Origin of the sequence: Ensifer sp. SSB1 (genome assembly GCF_016652895.1) — a bacterium.
Taxonomy (GTDB): domain Bacteria; phylum Pseudomonadota; class Alphaproteobacteria; order Rhizobiales; family Rhizobiaceae; genus Ensifer.
In genome coordinates this window covers 25,943-46,534 of sequence record NZ_JAEPRP010000033.1, presented here as the reverse complement: position 1 = coordinate 46,534, position 20,592 = coordinate 25,943, and the positions used below count along the sequence as shown (strand labels likewise).

Genomic DNA, 20,592 nt, shown 5'->3' with positions numbered 1-20,592 from the left:
CGTCGTGGCCACGGTGACAGTGACGGACGGCGACCAGGACGTCGTGTCGCAGCAGAGCGCGAGTTCGGCACTGTCGCTGACCATCGACGATACCGACCCAACACTGTCGATCACTGCAGCACCGGTGGTTGGACCGGCCGAGGTGGTCGAGGCAAGCGGGGTTGGCGGGCATAGCCAGGCGACGATCACGCCGCCTGCGTTCAACTCAGGGGCCGTCGACGGCAAGACGACCAATGTGACCTACGCTCTGACCTTGACGGGCCCGACTGCGACCGGGCTGCAGACGACGGACGGCAACCACGCCATCACGCTGGTGGCCGACTCGGCCACTGCGATCTCAGGCAAGTACGACAGCGACAACAACGGATCGCTCGATGCGACGGCATTCACGGTCACGCTATCCGGCACGACGGTGACCCTGACGTCTCTGGTGGCCCTCGAACACGATAACTCGCAAGGCCCGAACGAAGACAACACGCTCGACCTCAGCGGCCTGATCAACGTCGTGGCCACGGTGACAGTGACGGACGGCGACCAGGACGTCGTGTCGCAGCAGGCCACCAGCTCGGGGCTGTCGCTGACCTTCAACGACACCGATCCCACGCTTTCGATCACGGCCGCCCCTGTGATTGCTGCTGCTGCGGCAAATGAGGCCAGTGGTGCCGGCGGGAAGAGCGCGGCAACGATCACGCCGCCGACATTCGATTCCAGCGCCGTCGACGGCAAGACGACCGATGTGGCCTACGCTCTGACCTTGACGGGCCCGACTGCGACCGGGCTGCAGACGACGGACGGCAACCACGCCATCACGCTGGTGGCCGACTCGGCCACTGCGATCTCAGGCAAGTACGACAGCGACAACAACGGATCGCTCGATGCGACGGCATTCACGGTCACGCTATCCGGCACGACGGTGACCCTGACGTCTCTGGTGGCCCTCGAACACGATAACTCGCAAGGCCCGAACGAAGACAACACGCTCGACCTCAGCGGCCTGATCAACGTCGTGGCCACGGTGACAGTGACGGACGGCGACCAGGACGTCGTGTCGCAGCAGAGCGCGAGTTCGGCACTGTCGCTGACCATCGACGATACCGACCCAACACTGTCGATCACTGCAGCACCGGTGGTTGGACCGGCCGAGGTGGTCGAGGCAAGCGGGGTTGGCGGGCATAGCCAGGCGACGATCACGCCGCCTGCGTTCAACTCAGGGGCCGTCGACGGCAAGACGACCAATGTGACCTACGCTCTGACCTTGACGGGCCCGACTGCGACCGGGCTGCAGACGACGGACGGCAACCACGCCATCACGCTGGTGGCCGACTCGGCCACTGCGATCTCAGGCAAGTACGACAGCGACAACAACGGATCGCTCGATGCGACGGCATTCACGGTCACGCTATCCGGCACGACGGTGACCCTGACGTCTCTGGTGGCCCTCGAACACGATAACTCGCAAGGCCCGAACGAAGACAACACGCTCGACCTCAGCGGCCTGATCAACGTCGTGGCCACGGTGACAGTGACGGACGGCGACCAGGACGTCGTGTCGCAGCAGGCCACCAGCTCGGGGCTGTCGCTGACCTTCAACGATACCGATCCGACAATTACGAGGCCGTTTGACGCGGATCCGGGCACACCTGGTGCTCAAACGCCGGAGCATCTCAACAACGTCGTGGGAGCGACAGCGAGCGGAACATTCGGCTACGACATGACGGACAAGCACACGGCCGCCGAATATGCGGCGGGCATCAGCGACTTCGTCGATACCAACGGTGCCTTGGCGGGCATCCAGATCGGGCTCTCGGGTTCGGTCGATAACGCGCAGAACCCGAACATTACCAACGCAGTCGCAACGCTTACTGCTGAGACCGATACCACCGCGTCCTTCAATTTCTCGTTCCACTACGACAAGGATCCGATCACGGCCGGTGTACAAGACTCCATGGCTGCCGGAACGCTTGTCTTCGACAAGGTTCTCGACACCTATGGCTTCACCCTCACGGACGTGATCGACGGGTTCAGCTTCGACGTTCTGCACACTGCGGAGTTGGTGTCGAAGGAGCCGACCAGCAACTCCGGTCACCCTAACATCGTCGCCGAGAGGCTCACGCCGAACAACGATCCCGACCCGCTCTTCGTGCAGTTCACCGCGAACACGACCACGTCTCAGATTGGCTTCTCATTCAACACGACAGGGCAGGACACCAGCAGCAGTGACAAAGCATTCGACAATGGTGATTTCGTCGCAAACAGCCATCCCGACTGGGTGTCTGCGACACAAAGCACCAACGGTGTGGCCGGCGACACCATCCAGCTTGGCGAGGTCCTGACGCTCCGCTTCTTCAACCACAATGTCGGTATTGCCAGCGAGGCAAGCGATCCGGATCAGACGGAAAGTGGCGTGGTGTTGAAGTTCGACGGCATCGGCAACAGTGAGGACCTGATGATGATCCTCAACCTGATCGACTATGGTGCTGACGGCAAGGTCGGTGGAACCGGCAACGATGCCGACACGGAAACCACCCGGGCGATCAGGGTGGACAACACCGATATTATCAAGGGCAACGCCAATGTCCCCTTCCCCTACAGCACCGAGTTTTCATTGGACAACAATGATGGCCTGGTGATCATCGAGAGCAATGACTACAACCTCGATGCCGGCAAGAAATGGCAAATACAGGGTGTCCAAATCATGCAGTCAGGCAATGGCCTGACCGGTAACGCCATCAATTTCAATGGAGTAACCGGGGATACTGGGTTTTCGACCGGGACCCAGAGTTGGGACAATAATCTGAACTCCAAAGGTCAGCCCATCGGCGACAATGACGTGTTGAAGATCGTGGACATCGGCTTCGTTCAAAACTCGTCGGGGACGATCCCTGCCAACCTCGACTTCGCCTTCCAGGTCGCGGACGCGGACGCCGATACGACGGCCACACAGCACATCCTCGTCAACATCGACGTCACCTGAGATCCCGCGCCAAGGGGGCAGCCAAGTCTGCCCCCTCCCCGGTCGATAGCACGGGTTGTCCTCTCGCCATGCGTTCTTCTGTTCCGCGTACCAGAGTTCTAGAAGATGAAAACCAGTCAACAGCGCCCTGCCCTGCAAGTCGTGATGCGAGAAGCCAGCCGGGCCATCCGGCCGCTTGTCTGTTTCAGTGCCGGCATCAACGTGCTGATGCTGACCGGAGCGATCTACATGCTCCAGGTCTACCATCGTGTGTTGTCCAGCCACAGCCTGGAAACCTTAGGAATGCTGTCGTTGATGGCGGCAGGCGCGCTTGCCACGATGGCGGCGCTGGAAATCGTACGCGGTCGTCTACTTGCAACAGTCGGGTCCTGGATGAATGCGCGGTTGGCGCCGGTGCTTCTGACAGCGGCGGTCGAATATGCCGCTTCTGCGCCAGGTCAGGTGAATGCCCGCCCATTGCGCGACCTGGAACAGGTCCGGAATTTTCTCACGAGCCCAAGTATCTTCCCGATCCTTGATGCGCCGTGGGCGCCGCTGTTCTTCGGGGCCATATTCCTCATGCACCCTTGGCTCGGCTGGCTGGCGCTTGGCGGCGGGATCGTCCTTTTCGCGTTGGCGTTGCTCAACGAATACCTCACCCGCAAACCGTTGACGGAGGCCCAAAGCGCCCAGGCGCGCGCCTATGTGCAGGCCGAGGCGGCTATCCGCAATGCGGAGGTCGTTGAGGCGATGGGCATGCTGAAGCCGCTGCTGGAGGGGTGGAGGGCACATCAGGACGAGGCAAACCAGGGACAGGTTCTCGCCGCCAACCGTGGCGGCGTGATCGCGGCCATCGCCCGGTGTCACCGCTTGGCCTTGCAAATGGCCATACTGGGTCTTGGAGCCTACCTCGTTCTTCGCAATGAGGCTTCGCCCGGCATCATGATCTCGGCCTCGATCCTCATGGGTCGTGCATTGTCCCCGGTCGAACAGGCGATCGGTACCTGGAAGGCGACGGTTGGAGCGCGGACCGCTTACCGACGCCTTGCCGCGGTTGCCGGCAACCACCTGGAGGCCACACCGGTCCTGCCGCTGCCGCGGCCGAAAGGCAGGGTTGAAGCCGACAACCTGACGCTCGTCCGCCACTGCGGCGAGCCGATCCTGAAGGGGATCAGCTTCCAGTTGAAGCCAGGCGAGGTAATGGCGTTGATCGGTCCGAGCGCGGCCGGCAAGACGAGTCTTGCGCGGATACTGGCCGGCGCCTGGCGGCCCACTGCAGGACGCGCTTTGCTTGATGGCATGGATGTTGCTCAATGGGCCGCGGAGGATCGCGGCCGCTACGTCGGTTACCTGCCGCAAGACATCGAACTCTTCGCCGGTACAGTCGCCGAGAACATCTGCCGCTTTGCGAAGCTCGATACGGCGGCCTTCAACAATGTGGTCAAGGCGGCGCAACTGGCCGGGGTTCACGAACTGATCAAGGGACTGCCGAAAGGCTACGCGACCGAGATCGGCGAGCAGGGCACGGCACTGTCGGGCGGCCAGCGTCAGCGTATCGGACTGGCAAGGGCGCTCTACGGCGATCCGGCCCTCCTTATCCTGGACGAGCCGAACTCCAATCTCGATCGGGACGGCGAGGAGGCATTGCTCGCAGCGCTTGGCACGGCCAAGGCGGCAGGCACCACGATCATCCTGATCGCGCATCGACCGACCATCATGCAGAAGGTCGACAAAGCACTCGTCCTCAACCGCGGCCAGCAGGATCTCTTTGGGCCGCGTGACCATGTCTTCAACGAACTCGCCCGGCGCAGCCGCGAGGTGGTTCAGGTCCCGGCTGTTGCGGCGAACCAGGATCGCGGCCCCGTTTCGGTTCGTCAGTTCTCCGTACGCAACCTTGTTGCCGGAGGTCTCTCAGGAGCCGATATGGTCGCTCCCCAGCAAACGGAGCGGAAACAGATATGACCGTCGTACGATTGCCCGCTCCGCCACCTGCGATGCCCCAGCCGATACCCTTGCGCCTTGCCGGCTTAACCTGGGTCGGGTTCACGATCATGCTCCTCTTTTTTGGCGCAGCCGGCGGGTGGACGGCGCTGGCGCCGGTCGAAAGCGCGGCAGTAGCACCGGGCGTCGTCAAGGTCTCCGGCGACCGCAAACTCATCCAGCACCTCGAGGGCGGCATCATCTCGGAGTTGGACGCCGCCAACGGTGACATCGTGAAGGCCGGCAAGGTTCTCATCCGGCTCGACGACACCCAGGCCAAGGCGCAGCTGGATCTGGTTCAAAACCGGATCGCGACGCGCGAGGCGCTGGCAGCCCGGCTAAGGGCCGAGCGTGACGACAAGACCGAGATCGAGTTTGGTCCGACGCTGTTGGCAAACTCTGCGAGCGCCGCCAAGGACGCGGTGGTCACGCAGCGCGACGTGTTTGCGGCAAGGCGCCACAACTTGGAAGACGAGCGGATCATTCTCGGGCAGCGCCGGCACCAGGCCGAGGAAGAGATCGCCGGACTGGAGAAACTCATTGCGACCGAGGACAAACAGATCGAGGCCCTCGAAGGAGAAACCAGGGATCTTGAAACTCTGCTCAAGAAGGCACTCACCACCCGCGAGCGGAACCTGTTTCTTAGACGCCAACAGCGCGAGATCGAGGGAGAGCGGGCGACCAATATCGCAGCGATCGCTCGTGCGAGAAGCGCCATGTCCGAGATTGATGCGCAGATATTGAACCTTAGTACTGTGCGGCTGAAAGATGCCGTCGAAGAATTGAGCAAGGTCGAGGCGGACCTGTTCGACCTTAAGCAGCAGGAGCGTTCCGCCAACGACGTGCTTGCCCGAACCAATGTCGCCGCACCGGTTGACGGCATCGTGATGGATCTGAAGGTGCACACGACCGGCGGTGTCGTGAAGCCGGGGGAAACATTGATGACCGTGGTCCCGCTCGGACAGCAACTCGTCGTCGAAGCCATGGTCCGCCCGGAAGATGTCGAGACGATCGCGCCTGGGCAGCCGGCCCACGTCAGCTTCCCGGCGTTTGCCCGCTACAACCTCCCGTCACTCGACGGCGTCGTGGACATCGTATCGGCGGATCGCATGATAGAGGAGCGCAGCGGAGCGCCATACTTCGCCGCGACCGTCGTCATTGACCAAGACGAACTTGCCAACCTTGAAGGCCGCAAATTGTTGCCTGGCATGACCAGCGAAGTGATGATCAGCACGGGCGCCCGTACCGTGCTTGCTTACCTTGCCGAGCCTATTACACAGAATTTCCGCCGGGCGTTACGGGAAAAATAGGAAAGAGCGGGCCCGCTACGGCGGAATCGACAAAGAGGTAAGTTCGGTGGCGATCAAGAGGTATAGCGCCTCCCAAGTGCACGGACGCACCCGGCTCCAACGTGCCGCTCCAGGAACCAAGCATTGCTCATTGATTTCCTCGCCTGAACGAATCCGAACTAACGGCGGGTGTATGCGGGTTCGCTCGCCGAAGCGGGGGCCGGCCGGCCTCGATTGTTGGCACAACAGCGCACCCAGATTGCTTCGGCAGCTGGCCGTTTCTATCGGGTTCAGCCGTTGCCAATTATCTTCGATGCAAGGGCAATGGCCGGAATAATAACCACGATGGCGAAAACTGCACTGTAGATCATGGCTTTCATGGTGATCTCCTCTCAATCACCAATCTGAAGTGGACGCGCAGCCATCGAGGTTCAATACTGCTTAAGGAGTAGGTGGCGACCTTACGAAGACACAGAAACCGCGTTTCCGTCGGAGCCCGCAATAGGCGCCTATTCCGTCAGCGTCAAATGTGAACAAGATTTCTTTATCTCTCCTGTAGGTTTCGGGTCCTAGTTCTGACGCGATAATGCCATCCCCATTAGCTTTAGAATCTGATTTCCGCTGTATTTTTCACCAACGACTCCATCGAACTGCACCTTTTGCCAAAGCATCGTAGCCGGACCTCAACGACGGTTCCGCGAGGCTGGACTTGCGTGGCCGCCTCCTCGTTGCGGCAGAGTGTTCTGGTCACTTGGAGGAGACTGTCTAAAGGCTATTTCTGCCTGAACGCCTTGTTGAACGTCATGGTCAACGGGCCAACGATGTATTCGAACGCAGTGCGCTCGACAGTCGGGATGATGACATTCGCCGGCATGCCCGGATAAAGTTTGACCTGCGGAAGTTCGGACAGTTGGTTCTGGTCTATTCTGATCTCGGCCACATAGTATGGCGCGTTTGTTCGGTTATCCACCAGCCTGTCGGCGGAAACGTTGACGACGCGGCCCTGCACCATAGGCGTTATGCGCTGCTTGTAGGCTGTCAGGTGAACCTCGGCCAGCATATCGGGATGGACATCGCTGATTTCGTCAACCGTGATCTGGGCGTCGATCACCAGCGAATCCTGATCCGGTACCAGATCGAGGATCTTCTCTCCGCGCATGATCACGCCGCCGACCGAAAACACAGTCAGCCCGACCACCTGCCCGGAATAGGGCGCACGGATTTCGGTTCGCGCAAACACGGCCCTGGCATTGTCCAGGCGCGACAGGACTTCGAGCTCCTTGGCCTGTGCAGCTTCCAACTCCTTCGAAGCGTCGGAAAGCCGTTCGTTGTCCAGTTGCGCGATCTGCTGATTTTGCTCGGCAATAGCCTGACGCGCTTTTGCCGTCGCGGAAATCATATCCGCCACCTCGCCTTCGAGCTGGGCGCCGGTGCGTTCGAGTTGGAGCTGGCGGGGCTTCGAGGTCAATCCCTTCTTGACGAGCGGGTCGATGCTTTTCAGCTCCTCGCGGACGGACTGGAGCTGTGCGCGCAAGGCGTTCACCTGCGCCTCGCTGCCGTGGATCTGGGCTTCATATTGCGCGATCCGCGCCCGCAGGACGTTGCGCTGCCCTTCCAGCGCCGCCTGCCGGCTTTCGAACTGCTGCACTTGGCCGTTCCAGATATCGGTGACTTGCACGTCCTTTTTCTGCGCGGCTTTCAGATCCGCGGGCATGACAAGGCTGGAAGCGCGCGCGAGTTCCGCCTTCAGCCGCGCACCGGCGGCCCGTAGTGCATAGAGTTGTTGCAGCAGCACCTTGAACTCGGCGCGCGCCTGGCTATCGTCCAGCGCTAACAAAAGGTCGCCCGCCTTGACGTGGTCGCCTTCCTTCACCGACAGTCTCTTGACGATGCCACCGTCCAGATGCTGGACGCTCTTGCGGTTTCCCTCCACCTTGACGACGCCGTTGGCCACCACCGCGCCACGCAGCGGAGCGAACAAGGCCCAGCCACCAAGCACACCGAAGAACAGGAAGATAACGGCCCAGCCGAACAGCGACAGCTGGCGGATGGAGTCGGACGGCGGTGGATCGTTCCCGTCTTGGCCGTCGTCGCCCACCACGCCGGGGCCCATTTGCGGGACGCTCTTGCGGTGAGTATCCGGCAGCGAAGTGGCCGCCCGCACCACCGCTATCGCTCGGTCCGCTCCGGCCTGCTCCACCATCTCCTGCGCAGGCGCCGCACGCACGGAATCGGCCACGGCCGGCCGCAGCCGGTTGTCAAGGCGTTCCAGGAGCGATTTCAAATTGCCCGCATTGGTCAGCGTCACTTCATGCCCCCCGCCTGTTACCGTCCTGCAAGGCATTGGGCACGGTCGGGCGCACCAACCGGGTCATCACCTCCTGCCGCGGCCCCATGGCCTCCACCATTCCGTCCTTCAGCACCAGCAGGGTGTCCACCACCGACAAGGTATTGGGGCGGTGGGTCACCATGACAACGGTCGTCCCGCGCCGCTTCAACTCCGCAATGCAGGCAAGAAGTGCGGCGTCGCCGTCCGCGTCCAGGTTCGAACTCGGCTCATCGAGAAGGACGAGGCTGGGATCGCCGTAAACGGCCCGCGCCAGGGCAATGCGCTGGCGCACGCCCCCGGAAAGCACAGCTCCACCCTCACCCAGATTGGTGTCGTAGCCCTTCGGCAGGCGCAGGATGATGTCATGCACGCCGGCCAGCTTGGCGGCTTCGATCACGCGCATGTCCCCCTCGCGGCGGAAACGGCTGATGTTGGCCGCAACCGTGTCGGCGAACAGTTCGATATCCTGCGGAAGATAGCCGAGATGCCGGCCGAGCGTGGCGCGCGGCCAAACGGAAACGTCGGCGCCGTCCAATCGGACGACTCCCGCGGAGGGCGCCGTGACCCCGATGATGAGGCGGGCCAACGTCGACTTGCCAGCGCCCGAGGGGCCGACGACACCCAGCACCTCGCCGGCGCCGATGCCGAAGCTGATGCCACGCAGGATGGGCTTGCCGTTGCCTGGCAACGCGAAACCCACCGCTTCCAGCGCCAGGTGCCCTTCCGGGCGCGGCAGGCTCAAATTCTGCTCCTGCACCGGGTTGTCGAGGAGCATAAGCTTGATGCGCTCATAGGCGCTGCGCGCTGCTACGAGGTTGCGCCAGGAACCGACCATCTGTTCCACCGGCTGCAAGGCACGCCCCAGCATGATTGAGGCCGCGAACATCGCGCCGCTGGTTGCCATGCGCTCGATGACCAGATAGGCGCCGACGCCCAGAATGAGGGACTGCATCGTCAACCGCAGGAACCGTATCAGGCCCGACGCCGCCGCGGAGCGGTCACTGGCGAGCTGCTGGCGATCGATCATCCTGTTGCGATCGCGCCGCCAGCGCACGAGAAGGCCGGGCAACATGCCCATGGCCTGGATTACCTCCGCGTTACGCAGGCTGGCCTCGGTGAAATTGTAGCTGCGCGAGGCAGCCTCATTGGCATCGACCATTGGTTGGCGCACCAGCCATTCGTTGGCAACCGTCATGCCGACCAGGATGAGCGCGCAACACAGGGCAAAGGCACCCAGATATGGGTGCAGCAGAAAGATGACGAAGATGTAGATCGGCGCCCAGGGCAGATCGAACAGGGCATGGATGCCCGGCCCCGTGACGAACTGTCGGAAGGTGTCGAAATCGCGAAGCGGCGGATGCGCCGCCCGCCCGCGCCGCAATATGCCGTCGAAGGTTGCGCCGACAATACGCCCCGCCAGCAGGCTGTCCAGGCGAACCCCGGCGCGCGACAGAATGCGCGCGCGCACCATGTCGAGTGAAGCGAGTGCGCCGAGCGCCACCAGCAGAACCAGCGTCAGCATCACCAGCGTGACTTCGCTGCCGCTATTGATGACCCGGTCGTAGACCTGCAGCATGTAGAGCGGCGAGGCCAGGTACAGGATGTTGATGGCAAGGCTGAACAGCGCCGCCGTTGCGAAATAACGCCGGCAGGCCGAAAAGGCCGCGTTCAATTCCTCGGATTTTGGTTTGACGCTCACGCTTCGCCCGGCCCAGGCCGCCCCCGCTGGCTGACTTTCGGGACTTGCAACAAGGGGCGCAGACGCGCCCCTTGTCAAAGCCCGCTGAAGACCTCGCTCAGGCCATGTGCCAGTAATCGTACTGGTATTCGAGCGTGACTTTTATTGAATCGCCAGGATCGGCCTGGCCGTTGAAGTGGACATTGTAGTCGACCTGGTGATCGTTCAACGCCGTCGAGGTCAATGTCGCCTGCCCCGACTGATGCGTTGCATCCAAATTAATAGCCCCGCTGGTCCAGTCAATTCCTGCGCTGCCACCGCTATCACTCACGCCACCATTTTCGTTGCCTGTCAGACCCGCCGACTGTGCCTTCAGCGTACCACTGAAGTGGAAATCGAAGGCGTCGCTTGGAAGCGGATTGGCGAAGGACAGGACGTTTCCATTGATGTTTCCGCCGCCGGTGGTCGAATCCGAGCGAAAATGAGTAGCGGAAACGGAACTTCCACCAAGCACATGATATTGGTCCGCCGTGCCGGTGATATCGATCGTTACCGTGTTGGTGATCGGATCGGTATGGCCGTCGGTAATCTGGTAGGTGAGCTTGATCTCCTTGACGCCACCATTCAAGAGCTCGTCGAGCGCACGGCTGTTCTTATCGATCTCGATCGTATCCCCAACGACCGTGATGTAGGAGGGCAGGCTTACACCGCCGTCCAAACTCACGCTGCCGTCAACGATGTGCAACGCATCTCCATCCACATCGCTGGCGACGCCGTTGATAAGTTGAACGGTCTCGACATCGGGGGCGAGATTGGTGATCTGATGAGCGTCGTTATAGACCGATTGCGTCTCGGTCACGTCCACGTGGATCGCTGTGGCCGTCGGCTGATGGTTCTGCGTGACCGGGTGATCCCAGTTGGCCGGCGCGTCGTCCGCATGGAAGTTCGTGTAATATTCGCGGGCGTGATACTGCACGTTCTTGGCGTTGCCCGACGTCCATTCCGTCACATGCGTGCCGCTGAAGAAAGAGGTGAGGTCGATGACCTGACCGGCAACAACGAGCTTTGGATGCGGATCCCCCGCCAGATTGGAACCGAGGCTGGACTTTCCGTTTGCCGACAGGAAAAGGTCCTCGACTGAAAACTGCCCGCCCTGCAGCGCATCACGGATCGCGATGGCCGCGTCGAGGTCCCCATGCGCCTGAAACCACTGATAGGCGATCGCATCCGCGGCGTCGTGAACCTGGTTCTGTGCCCAGTTGGTGTAATTCGAAGACAGCGTGCCTTGAATAGACTGGTTTGAGTTAACCGGCGTACTGAGTTCGTTTGCGTAATCAAAAGTCGACAACGTTGAAAGCCCCCTATTTCCTTTAAACTCTACGAGAACGTCGCTTGACGTCGCTCACGTGCCGTATTGGATAATCAATTTCGCCTATTCAATCGCGACCTGCTTATGCATCTTATAGATGATATTGATAATCCTTATTTAGTAATTTCACACAAACCCTATTGCCACGGATTCGGACTACTGTCACTTGGCTCCGATCCCTTTTTTAACAAATGGCTAACCATCACAGTTAACGCGAGTCCGACACAACGCACGATGAGCGTGCTGTACGCGGCTTACTGCGGCTTCAGTTGACTGCCTGTCCCAACTCCTAGGCCCAATTCAACCTAGCGTAGATCATCATCCTCCACATTGGGGCGGCGCTCCCAATCGGATGGTATTTCTCCCCATAGATTCTGATTGAGGCTCCGCGGCGTCCGCAACGGCTTCTTGACCAGGCTCTTGTATCTCTGCGGATTAGCACGCACTAAGAGCAGCGAGATTAGCCATTCTTGGGTGCTTCGGATTTATTTCAAATTTCAAAGCGCATAAACAACAGAGCTTCGATAATCTCGATCGATCGGGAGCGATTGTTCCCACCTCGTAGGCCTCCCGTTGCTTGATCTAGAGCTTTCGCGCTACTGACAATCGACCCACGACGGGCGTCCGTGCCTCTTGCATTTCGCCGCCGCCGCTGTCGTGGTCGGCTCCAACCGCTCCTTCTACGGAGCCTCAGGCTCGTAAGACGCGCTCGATCTCAACGGCGAGTTGCTGCTGCGAATAAGGCTTTCCAAGCCTCGCCACGTCCAGATCGAGGCCGGATGGCAGTTCCGCATATCCGGATGCGATGACGATAGGCAGATCGGGAAAGAGGTCGCGCGCGGACTTGGCAAGGTCTCCGCCTGTCATTTCGGGCATTGAATAGTCCGTGATCAGCAGATCGAAGCGGCCATTCTCCTTCAGATGAGCAAGCGCCTCCCTTCCGGAATGCGCCTCCACCACCTCGTGGCCGAGATCGACGAGCATATCCGTAGAGCTCATCGCGATAAGGAAATCATCGTCCGCGAGAAGGACGCGTAGTGAGGCGATCCGCTGATCTTGCACCGGCGCTTCCGGCTCCTCTGGCTCGACCTTGCACTCGTTCGAAACCGGAATCCAGAGTTCGGCCGTGGTCCCCTTCCCTGGCGTGCTGTTGAGCCGCAACGTTCCCTTCAGCTGCAGCGCAAGGCCATGGATCATCGACAGGCCCAGTCCGGTACCCTTGCCAAGTTCGCGTTTTCCTCGGGCATGGAAGCCTGATAGCCTTTGATGCTGTCGGTGATCACGGTCTTGGCGCCAAAGCTTGCAACGCGGTCGCGCACGCGCTGGGCGAATTCGCCGGGCGAAAGTTCGGCTGCATACAGTTGCTCGATATGAATCAGCCCGTCGCGCTGATAGTCTTCCAGGTCGAAACCCAGCGCTTTCGTGCGTCCGAACAGCAGTCCCAATTCCTCATCGAAGATGAAGAGGGCCGCCCTTTCGCCGCGCTTGGCGGCCGCGTCGACGAATTGCAACGCAAACAGGCTCTTGCCAGTGCCCGCCGGGCCGATCAATAGCGTACTCGATCCCCGCTCGATGCCGCACCCAGCAACGCGTCGAGTTCGGTGATACCGCTCGTCAGCGTCGAGCGTTCGAACTCCGTCCTGTGCTCGATCGCCCGCAGGCGCGGGAAGACGAAAACCCCGCCCGTCTTGATCGTGAAGTCGTGATAGCCACCGCGGAACGCTTGGCCGCGGTATTTGGTGATCCTGAGCCGACGTCTTTCCGAACCATAGCTGGGCGCCAGCTGTTCGAGGTGGATGACCCCGTGCACGACACTGTGCACCGTCTTGTCGAGACTGTCGGAGGTCATGTCATCGAGAAGCAACACAGTTGCACCCGTCCTTGAAAAGAAGTGCTTCAACGCCAGGATCTGCCGCCGGTAGCGTAGGGAACTTTGCGCGAGAAGCCTGATTTCCGACAGGCTGTCGAGTACGACACGGCTCGGCTGAACCCTGTCGAAGACCTCAAAGATCATCTTCGTGGTCTCGCCAAGTTCCAGATCCGACGAACAGAGCAGGCTTTGCTGTTGTTCGTCGTTCAACAAATTCTCAGGCGGAACGAGCTCAAATATCGCGATCTTCCTGTCAATTTCCATCCCGTGGGATAGCGCACTGTCGCGAAGTTCCTCTTCGGTCTCAGACAGCGTGATCTAGAGACACTTCTCGCCGAGAGCTGCGCCCTCCTGAAGGAACTGCAGCGCGATCGTTGTCTTTCCCGTGCCAGGCGACCCCTCGAGGAGGAACACGTGTCGTCGCGACAGCCCGCCCGAAAGGATATCGTCGAGACCCTCGACACCTGTTTTCGCCCTCGCCGAAATGATTTTGTCCATTTTCGCCCTCCGTTGGTCCGCCGGTGAGGGCCTGGCGGCATACTTGCAACGGCGAGAGGTGATCTCACATGGCAGAAACGGCTCAACCTGGATGATGTTCCAGGCCTCCAGTTTGCGTCGGCATCGATCGGCGGCCCCCACTCCCCGGATAGGCGGTGACCACACAACGACCTCGGCCGCTATGCCGAACATCGCCTCCTGCGGAGAACAGACTGCGGTTGCAGTGCACATCACGAAAGAAGCGTGAGAAAGCGCCGACCGCGTTGGCACCATCGCATGTCGAGATCGATCTTGCGGGACTGTTGCTATGAAAGGGACCCCGACTGAGCGCTTTCAAACTGTTCGAACCCCGAAGTGACACGAGATCGGCTCAGCAAAGAGTTTGCGCGAATGATCTGCGGCGACATGAAGAATGGACACCACGCCGCAGGTGCCGAAGGTGGCCGCACCGCGAAAAGTTAAATTCAGCGGTATGAGTTCGGTGACATTAGAATTGGCGAGTTGTAATATTGGCGGCCCGAAGACTCACATTTCAAGCGACTGTCCAGTACCTGCAACACCACGCCCCCATAGCGCATCGCCTGCGGTGAACTCTGCTGAGAAGAAAGTCCCCGTATTTGTTCGCCCTCGGCCGACGGCCGCCTTTGCTAAGCGTCCCAGTAGCGCCAGCCGGTAAAAGGTCATTGCGCATCCCGGGCACCCAAACCGCGGATCGTCCGGGGTCGCCATCGCTGCAGAGCAGCACTCAAATCTCGGAGAGGCACTATAATGACAGCTGAAGGAACTTTGCTTAGGTACCTAACTCTCGAGCCAGGCGGTGCTATTGGCAAAGCTGCGTTCAACCGCGAAATCGCCGCCTTGCTTACGAGGCTTCCCGACGACCCTTCGCTCTACTTCGACCTTGGCGAACCACACCTTCTTATCCCCCTCGAGCAGTTGGTCAACACCCGCGCGCGCGACCGAGGCATCGTCAATGCGAACCGCCATATGCTGACGGCGGCGAATGGCCGCCAGGAGAAGCGAAAACCCCTCACGGTTCGCCCTTTGGGCAACGAATTGTGGCTCGTGGTGGATGGGAATTCAACTTTGCTCAATGCTCGTTATTCCAATTGGCGGGCGATTCCTTGCAGCACCAGGTGATGCTCCTGCGTCATCGAACGAGCACAGTTACAAGGCCAAGACCTCGACAAAACCAAGATTCGGCTGCGAAAATCGTCGAAATTTCGCCGTGTGCCTCGGACGACCAATGACAAGTGGGATCCCGTCGGTGGAGAATTCCGCCTCGATCACACTGAGGCAGTCCCACCTTTGGGAGGACCTGCGCGGCAACAGTGCTTGAGCTGCTTCCCGGACCCACAAGGGCAAGGATCGTTGCCTCGCAGTTGCAGCCTACCGACGAGTGGCAGTAGCGCGTAGGACGGAAGCATCCCAGCCATAAGGATCGCCAATTTTGCAGAAACGCCGGGAATTACCAGCCGGCGGCCCGCTTTGAATCCGCGCCACGCGGCGGCTGCCACATAATCGGGGCTGGCTTTGGGCAAAACCTTGAATAGAGCAGCCCTGTTAGCCCCTGATTTTTCGAGGAATTCGGTCGACACTGGTCCCGGCGCCACGCAGGTCACAGTTACCCCCGTCTTTCGCGTCTCCTGGTGCAGGGCCTCTGAGAAGGAGCGCACAAACGCTTTGCTCGCATAGTACATCGCCATGTAGGGGCCAGGGGTAAAGCTGGCCACAGAGGCCATGTTGATGACGCCCCCACGGCGTCTTTCGACCATGCCCGGCAACAGGCGCAGTGTCATTTCAGCAAGAGCGCGCATATTGACGTCGATCATTCCCACCTGGTCGCCAATCGGCAACGATGTGGCCGCACCTCGCAAGCCGAAGCCGGCGCTGTTGACAAGTACCTCGCAGACGAGACCCTGGCGCGAAAGGAACTCTTCAAGATTGGTCGAAGCATCGCGAGATGTCAGATCAAGCGAGAGGCAGAATGCTTGGCCGCCCGCCTGTTTGATTGAGGATTCCACGACGTGGAGACCCTCGATCGATCGCGCAACGAGGACCACGGGCGCGCCGTCTCGTGCGGCAAGTTCGGCCATCGCTCTGCCTATCCCCCGGGACGCTCCGACCACGACAATTGCGGGTCGTTGAAGATGATGCGACGTCATGCCGAGGGCTCCCGCGCCGCATTCAAAGCGTATTCGGCCGCGGAAAGACTGGCCACCTCGTTTGCGATCTCTCCGTTCAAGATTTCCTCAAAGCGCAGGAGCGCGCGCGCGACATTGGCGCCGTCCATGACGCGGTGATCGTAGTGAATACGGACCGTAACCGATCCGTCTTCGCCGATTGGGCCATAGTTGAAGATCGTCGTCAAAGGCGTCAGCGGATTAAGCGATTCCGCGCCCAACCCGGAGTAGACCGACAACTGGAAAGTGCCGAAGCGGTGACCTCGTTGGCGTCCCATGTTGAGGCTGAGCCACATCAACAGCCGCCGCAGCGGCGCTGGAAAACGCGCAATCTTCAGCGCTCGACGGAACTCCCTGATCTCAAGAACCGGGCGGGATCGAGCTTCCTGAACCAGAGCGCTCAACTCCGGGATCGACCGCCGTTCGGGCGTCTTGATCGTACTGAGAAGCACAACCCGTTCACCTTGGTACTCGCGCTCGTGCGCCACGGACGCGACGCTTCCAGGGTACTCGTAGAGTTGCGGTCTCGGCAACTTGACATAGGCCCGGCGGAACTCCGGTATCTCTTTGGACAGGAGCGCGTAGCCCTTCAAGAACAGCACCATCCAAGAGGGGCGTTCCGATTGGTTCGTTCTGGCTTCCTGTAGCGTGCTGAGACGCATCTGTCGCTGCACTGTGACCCGTGGCACGCCGATCGAAAATCGCATGAGATCCCCGACAAGGCGCCGTGCCGCAGAAAGCTTGACCGGTCGGCCCCGCATCATGCCACCTCTAGTACAGATAGGGTATAATGCGCTTCGTCCTGTCCATGTAGGCACGGTACTCGGCGCCGAAAAACTCCAGCATCAGACGCTCCTCCTTGTCGACACGCAGGAAAAAAAGCACGGCGAAACCAACGACGCCCGCAAGGCCGACCAGCCAGTTCGACAGCAAAAACATCTGGCCAATGCCCATCAGCAAGAAGCTCGTGTACATCGGGTGGCGTACGAGCGCGTAAAGGCCTTTGCTGATCAGCTGGTGTTTTTCTCGAATTTCCAGCGAAATAGACCAATTCCGACCGAGCTCCTTGTGCGTGCGGCGGAACGTCCATAGAGCCATGGCGAATATGGGAACCCCGAGGACCACCATCCATGATTGTGCGGGGTAGTCGGCAAAGCGGGGGATACCGGTTGCAACATAAAGCCCGGGCACAATCGCAAGACCAAGCAAAGCAGCAGCAAGACCAATGGTGTCGGTCATCGAGCGGCGACTGGTTGTCACGCGCACCCGCTTCGCCCGGCGTTCAAACGGGTACCGGACCACATACCAGGCAACGATGCCTATGACCCAGAAAGCTTCACCGATGGAAGCGACAGACATGTTCACGTTGCATCACCTAAGCTATTGCTGCTGCTTCGCCACCAAAACTTCAAGCAAGGGCGAGACTGCCACGCGCCGCATCTACCTGACAAGGTGCTAAAGTGAAACCGAGCACGTCAAAACGCACGCCGGCCCGACGTCAGGCGCTGGTAGCCATCATGGTCAGCCGGCGCTAGGTCGTCTGATCGACTGCTGATCGCGGATCAGCCACCATTCATCTCGCGTAGTCTTGTGACGAACTGTTGGGGTCTCAGCCAGATACCGGGTGTCTTGTATCCCATGGAGCGGGCAATGTCGGCCACGAAAGCATTGCAGTTGTAGAGCGACGCGTGCCAGAAGTGGGCTTCGGATTTGAGCTTTCGGATTTTGGAGACGACGTCGCGGTATTGCGCTTCGGTCAACATGACGCGCCAACTTGCAGACCTGTATTGCTCCTCAAGATCACCGTCGCTTGCGCCCGTTTCTGCAGGTACCGGCAGAAGATGCCCCAGCACGTAGGGAGCGGTGTCGCTTGTTGCTGGAGCCAGTCCCGCGACTTCCGGATTGACCATTGCTCCGGACCCGTCCAGGCGGCCAAAGACCACATAGGTATGACCGTAACTGAGCGCATAACTGGAGCGAAATTCGATGAAATAGCCCTGATCGCGCTGTTGCGCCGGACTGCCTGCAATGGTTGAGACATAGCGTGGCTGCGGGCTTTTGTCTTGCGATTGACACGCGGTAACCGCCAGGGCGGCTATGACGGCGAACGGAATGCGACCTAGTGAGAGCGTCATTACTGCGCCATATCTCCTGAATTCAGATGAGCGCTTGAAGCGGCCATCTTGAGCGGCTTGCCACCGCAGCCGCGATCAGACAGGGCGGGGAGGACCGTGAGGCCCTCCCCGAACCAAGGTCAGCCACTATTTGTAAACGGGCGCAGGTTCCGCTGCCACTGGTGGCGGCGCTTTACCCTTACCTTTGCCGATTGTTCCGCAAGCCGAGAGGCTAGCAACGGAAAGCAACGCAACTGTTACGATTAGAATTCTGCTCATCAATATTTCCTTCCCTCTGTGATCGGAATGGGTATTCGAAGGCAACATTCATAGTATTAGTAGCAATTCTAGATTCGGCCTAGTGCGGAAAGGGCACACTCGTCAGTCCATTTATCATTACCGAACTTTGAAGAGTTCGTCAGAAGTATGTCAGCCCTATTCCAATACCGCCCTAACATAGAGGGCGTCATCAAATGATCAATACCTGCGTTCCAACCGGAGTTCGCGCGTAAAGATCAACGATATCGTCGTTTGTAAGTCGGATGCAGCCGTTGGAAACGGCCTGGCCTATTGTCCAGGGTGCGTTGGTGCCGTGCAGACGGAACTTGGTGTCCTGCCCATTGCGATAAAGATATAGAGCTGACGCCCCCAACGGGTTGTGAGGGCCGCCGGAAACTCCTCCGGCGTATTGCGCCAGTTCCGGTTTGCGCTGGATCATGCTTGCCGTCGGCGTCCATGCTGGCCACTCGGCCTTTCGCCCGACAACGGCGCGGCCCTTGAGCGTCAGGCCCTCCTCGCCGACACCTATGCCATAGCGCATCGCCCATCCGCCCTTTTCGATGGCGTAGAGGTAGCGTTGGTTGGTGTCGACAAGAATTGTGCCGGCTGGCTCATTGCCGTCGAAGCGGACGTGTTGTTTTCGAAAGCGAGGATCGACGCCGGGGGTGCCGGCATACAGGGAGGGAAAGGAAATGCGCTGCCAATTTGAGCTGCACCCGGCCAATAGGCTAAGGCTGCCAATGAGCAGGAACCTCCGTGTAATGCGGTGATTGTCCATTCTTACCTGCTGAGAAAAATGGTACGCCCCGAATCGTTTTTTAGCATTACAACATTTATCCTCCAAGCTGCAATAAACTTCGTCTGGGGACAGGATAAGAAAATGGCTTCTTGCGGACATTCCCGCGAATTAGACGGAAAGCGCTGTATATTCCAAAAGGGGGCCTAGATGCATTGCGTGAATCGGGTCTAAAGTTGTCGCCATTCTTATGCGTTGCTGTTCTGGTCCGGTTGGAGGATCCGGTCCTAGGGTGCATTTCACAGAATGACTTGCGAAGACGTGGGCGCGTTCGCGGAACGGCAAAGTTAGGAATGAACACATATGGATCTAGGCTTCGCAGGCAAGGTCGCGCTTGTGACCGGCGCGGGTTCCGGAATTGGTGCGGCAGTGTGTCACCAGCTCGCTGCCGAGGGCGCCGAAGTCGTCGCTGCGGATGTTGATGCGAGTGCCGTGCGCCTGGTCGCCGACGAAATTCGTTCGAGCGGAGGCAAGGCCCATGATATCGCGGCCAATGTCGCCGATCCGGCCGCGGTGGAACAGCTGGTAACGTTTGCCGTGAAGGCCTGTGGAGGCCTGCATCTTGCTGTCAACAATGCGGGCGTCGACGGTGTCCGCCGGCCGATTGCCGACTATCCGCTTGAGAGCTGGCACGCACTCATGGATGTGAACCTGCACGGCGTTTTTTACTGCATGAAGTATGAGATTGCGGCGATGGCAGCGCAGGGCGCAGGCGCGATCGTAAACACCGCTTCCATTCTGGGCTCCGTCGCACTCCCGACCGCTGCCGCTTACACCGCCGCCAAGCACGCAGTGGTCGGACTGACCAAGGCGGCTGCGATCGAGTACGCTCGAACGGGGATCCGCATTAATGCCGTAGCCCCTGGCTGGATCGACACGCCGCTCACTTCAGAAAGTGCCGATGTGATAAACAGCAGGCGCATAATGTCTCTGCAGCCAATGGGACGGCGCGGCACGCCGGATGAGGTGGCTGCCTTGATCTGTTTTCTGTTGTCTGAGCAAGCGAGTTTCATCACAGGAAGCGTTCACCTTGTGGATGGCGCCTACACGGCGCACTGAGAAATCGCCTCTTGCGACAGCCTCGAACTTCTTGACACCAGTCGCTACGATCAAGATTGACGTTGCGTCCTGCTGTGCCGGTAGACACCCGGGCGTTCGGCAAAGACCCGTGTTGAGCACGATCGAAACCGCAATCAGCTCTGCGACCATTATTGGAGCACGAATGCGAAGCCGATCTGAGCGACCGAACGGGTC

General features: G+C 59.9%; 14 protein-coding genes and 2 pseudogenes. 5 read left to right on the top strand and 11 right to left on the bottom strand.

Annotated features, from left to right (window positions below):
• The 3 genes from I8N66_RS11045 to I8N66_RS11035 form a co-directional block, all read left to right on the top strand.
• Nucleotides 1-2,974 (top strand): DUF5801 repeats-in-toxin domain-containing protein (locus I8N66_RS11045; RefSeq protein WP_291153514.1); only part of this gene is annotated, 2,974 nt, incomplete at its 5' end.
• Nucleotides 2,975-3,079: 105 nt separating this feature from the next.
• On the top strand, nt 3,080-4,915 hold the full coding sequence (locus I8N66_RS11040) for a type I secretion system permease/ATPase (RefSeq protein ID WP_291153512.1): 1,836 nt from the start codon (nt 3,080-3,082) through the stop codon (nt 4,913-4,915).
• Nucleotides 4,912-6,243, top strand: coding sequence for an HlyD family type I secretion periplasmic adaptor subunit (locus I8N66_RS11035; RefSeq protein ID WP_291153509.1), 1,332 nt, complete (start codon nt 4,912-4,914; stop codon nt 6,241-6,243). The genes I8N66_RS11040 and I8N66_RS11035 overlap by 4 nt, the downstream gene beginning before the upstream one ends.
• Nucleotides 6,244-6,994: 751 nt before the next feature.
• Here I8N66_RS11035 and I8N66_RS11030 read toward each other — a convergent pair.
• The 5 genes and pseudogenes from I8N66_RS11030 to I8N66_RS11010 form a co-directional block, all read right to left on the bottom strand.
• Nucleotides 6,995-8,530 carry an HlyD family type I secretion periplasmic adaptor subunit gene (locus I8N66_RS11030; protein WP_291153506.1) on the bottom strand — a complete coding sequence of 512 codons (1,536 nt, stop codon included), beginning with the start codon at nt 8,528-8,530 and terminating at the stop codon, nt 6,995-6,997.
• Between the two features lies 1 nt (nt 8,531).
• Entirely contained in the window at nt 8,532-10,250 is a 1,719-nt protein-coding gene (locus I8N66_RS11025; RefSeq protein WP_291153503.1) for a type I secretion system permease/ATPase, read from the bottom strand.
• A 97-nt stretch (nt 10,251-10,347) separates the two neighbouring features.
• Complete coding sequence (locus I8N66_RS11020) at nt 10,348-11,577, bottom strand: hypothetical protein (protein WP_291153500.1); 1,230 nt, start codon at nt 11,575-11,577, stop codon at nt 10,348-10,350.
• Between the two features lie 711 nt (nt 11,578-12,288).
• Nucleotides 12,289-12,831 (bottom strand): annotated as a pseudogene (locus I8N66_RS11015) (response regulator); the annotation flags it as partial.
• Nucleotides 12,828-13,966: pseudogene (locus I8N66_RS11010) on the bottom strand (ATPase domain-containing protein); the annotation flags it as partial. The pseudogenes I8N66_RS11015 and I8N66_RS11010, both read right to left, overlap by 4 nt.
• A gap of 768 nt (nt 13,967-14,734) precedes the next feature.
• On the opposite strand from I8N66_RS11010, the gene I8N66_RS11005 reads away from it, so the two are divergent.
• Nucleotides 14,735-15,106, top strand: coding sequence for a hypothetical protein (locus I8N66_RS11005; protein WP_291153497.1), 372 nt, complete (start codon nt 14,735-14,737; stop codon nt 15,104-15,106).
• Between the two features lie 146 nt (nt 15,107-15,252).
• Here the strand turns inward: I8N66_RS11005 and I8N66_RS11000 are convergent, their stop codons facing one another.
• The 6 genes from I8N66_RS11000 to I8N66_RS10975 all read right to left on the bottom strand — a co-directional run bounded on the left by I8N66_RS11000 (nt 15,253) and on the right by I8N66_RS10975 (nt 19,320).
• Entirely contained in the window at nt 15,253-16,131 is an 879-nt protein-coding gene (locus I8N66_RS11000) for an SDR family NAD(P)-dependent oxidoreductase (RefSeq protein ID WP_291153494.1), read from the bottom strand.
• A complete protein-coding gene (locus tag I8N66_RS10995) occupies nt 16,128-16,910 on the bottom strand; it encodes a hypothetical protein (RefSeq protein ID WP_291153525.1) in 783 nt (260 codons plus the stop codon). Before I8N66_RS10995 ends, I8N66_RS11000 begins: the two co-directional genes overlap by 4 nt.
• A 10-nt stretch (nt 16,911-16,920) precedes the next feature.
• A complete protein-coding gene (locus I8N66_RS10990; RefSeq protein WP_291153523.1) occupies nt 16,921-17,508 on the bottom strand; it encodes a protein-S-isoprenylcysteine O-methyltransferase in 588 nt (195 codons plus the stop codon).
• Between the two features lie 203 nt (nt 17,509-17,711).
• A complete protein-coding gene (locus tag I8N66_RS10985; RefSeq protein WP_291153491.1) occupies nt 17,712-18,284 on the bottom strand; it encodes a hypothetical protein in 573 nt (190 codons plus the stop codon).
• 126 nt (nt 18,285-18,410) lie between these two features.
• Nucleotides 18,411-18,542: an ABC transporter gene (locus I8N66_RS10980; RefSeq protein WP_113540252.1), complete on the bottom strand. Its 132-nt coding sequence runs from the start codon at nt 18,540-18,542 to the stop codon at nt 18,411-18,413.
• Nucleotides 18,543-18,732: 190 nt separating this feature from the next.
• On the bottom strand, nt 18,733-19,320 hold the full coding sequence (locus tag I8N66_RS10975; protein ID WP_113540253.1) for a L,D-transpeptidase: 588 nt from the start codon (nt 19,318-19,320) through the stop codon (nt 18,733-18,735).
• Nucleotides 19,321-19,641: 321 nt separating this feature from the next.
• Between I8N66_RS10975 and I8N66_RS10970 the strand changes: the two genes are divergently transcribed.
• Complete coding sequence (locus I8N66_RS10970) at nt 19,642-20,397, top strand: SDR family NAD(P)-dependent oxidoreductase (protein WP_291153487.1); 756 nt, start codon at nt 19,642-19,644, stop codon at nt 20,395-20,397.
• Nucleotides 20,398-20,592 lie beyond the last annotated feature (195 nt).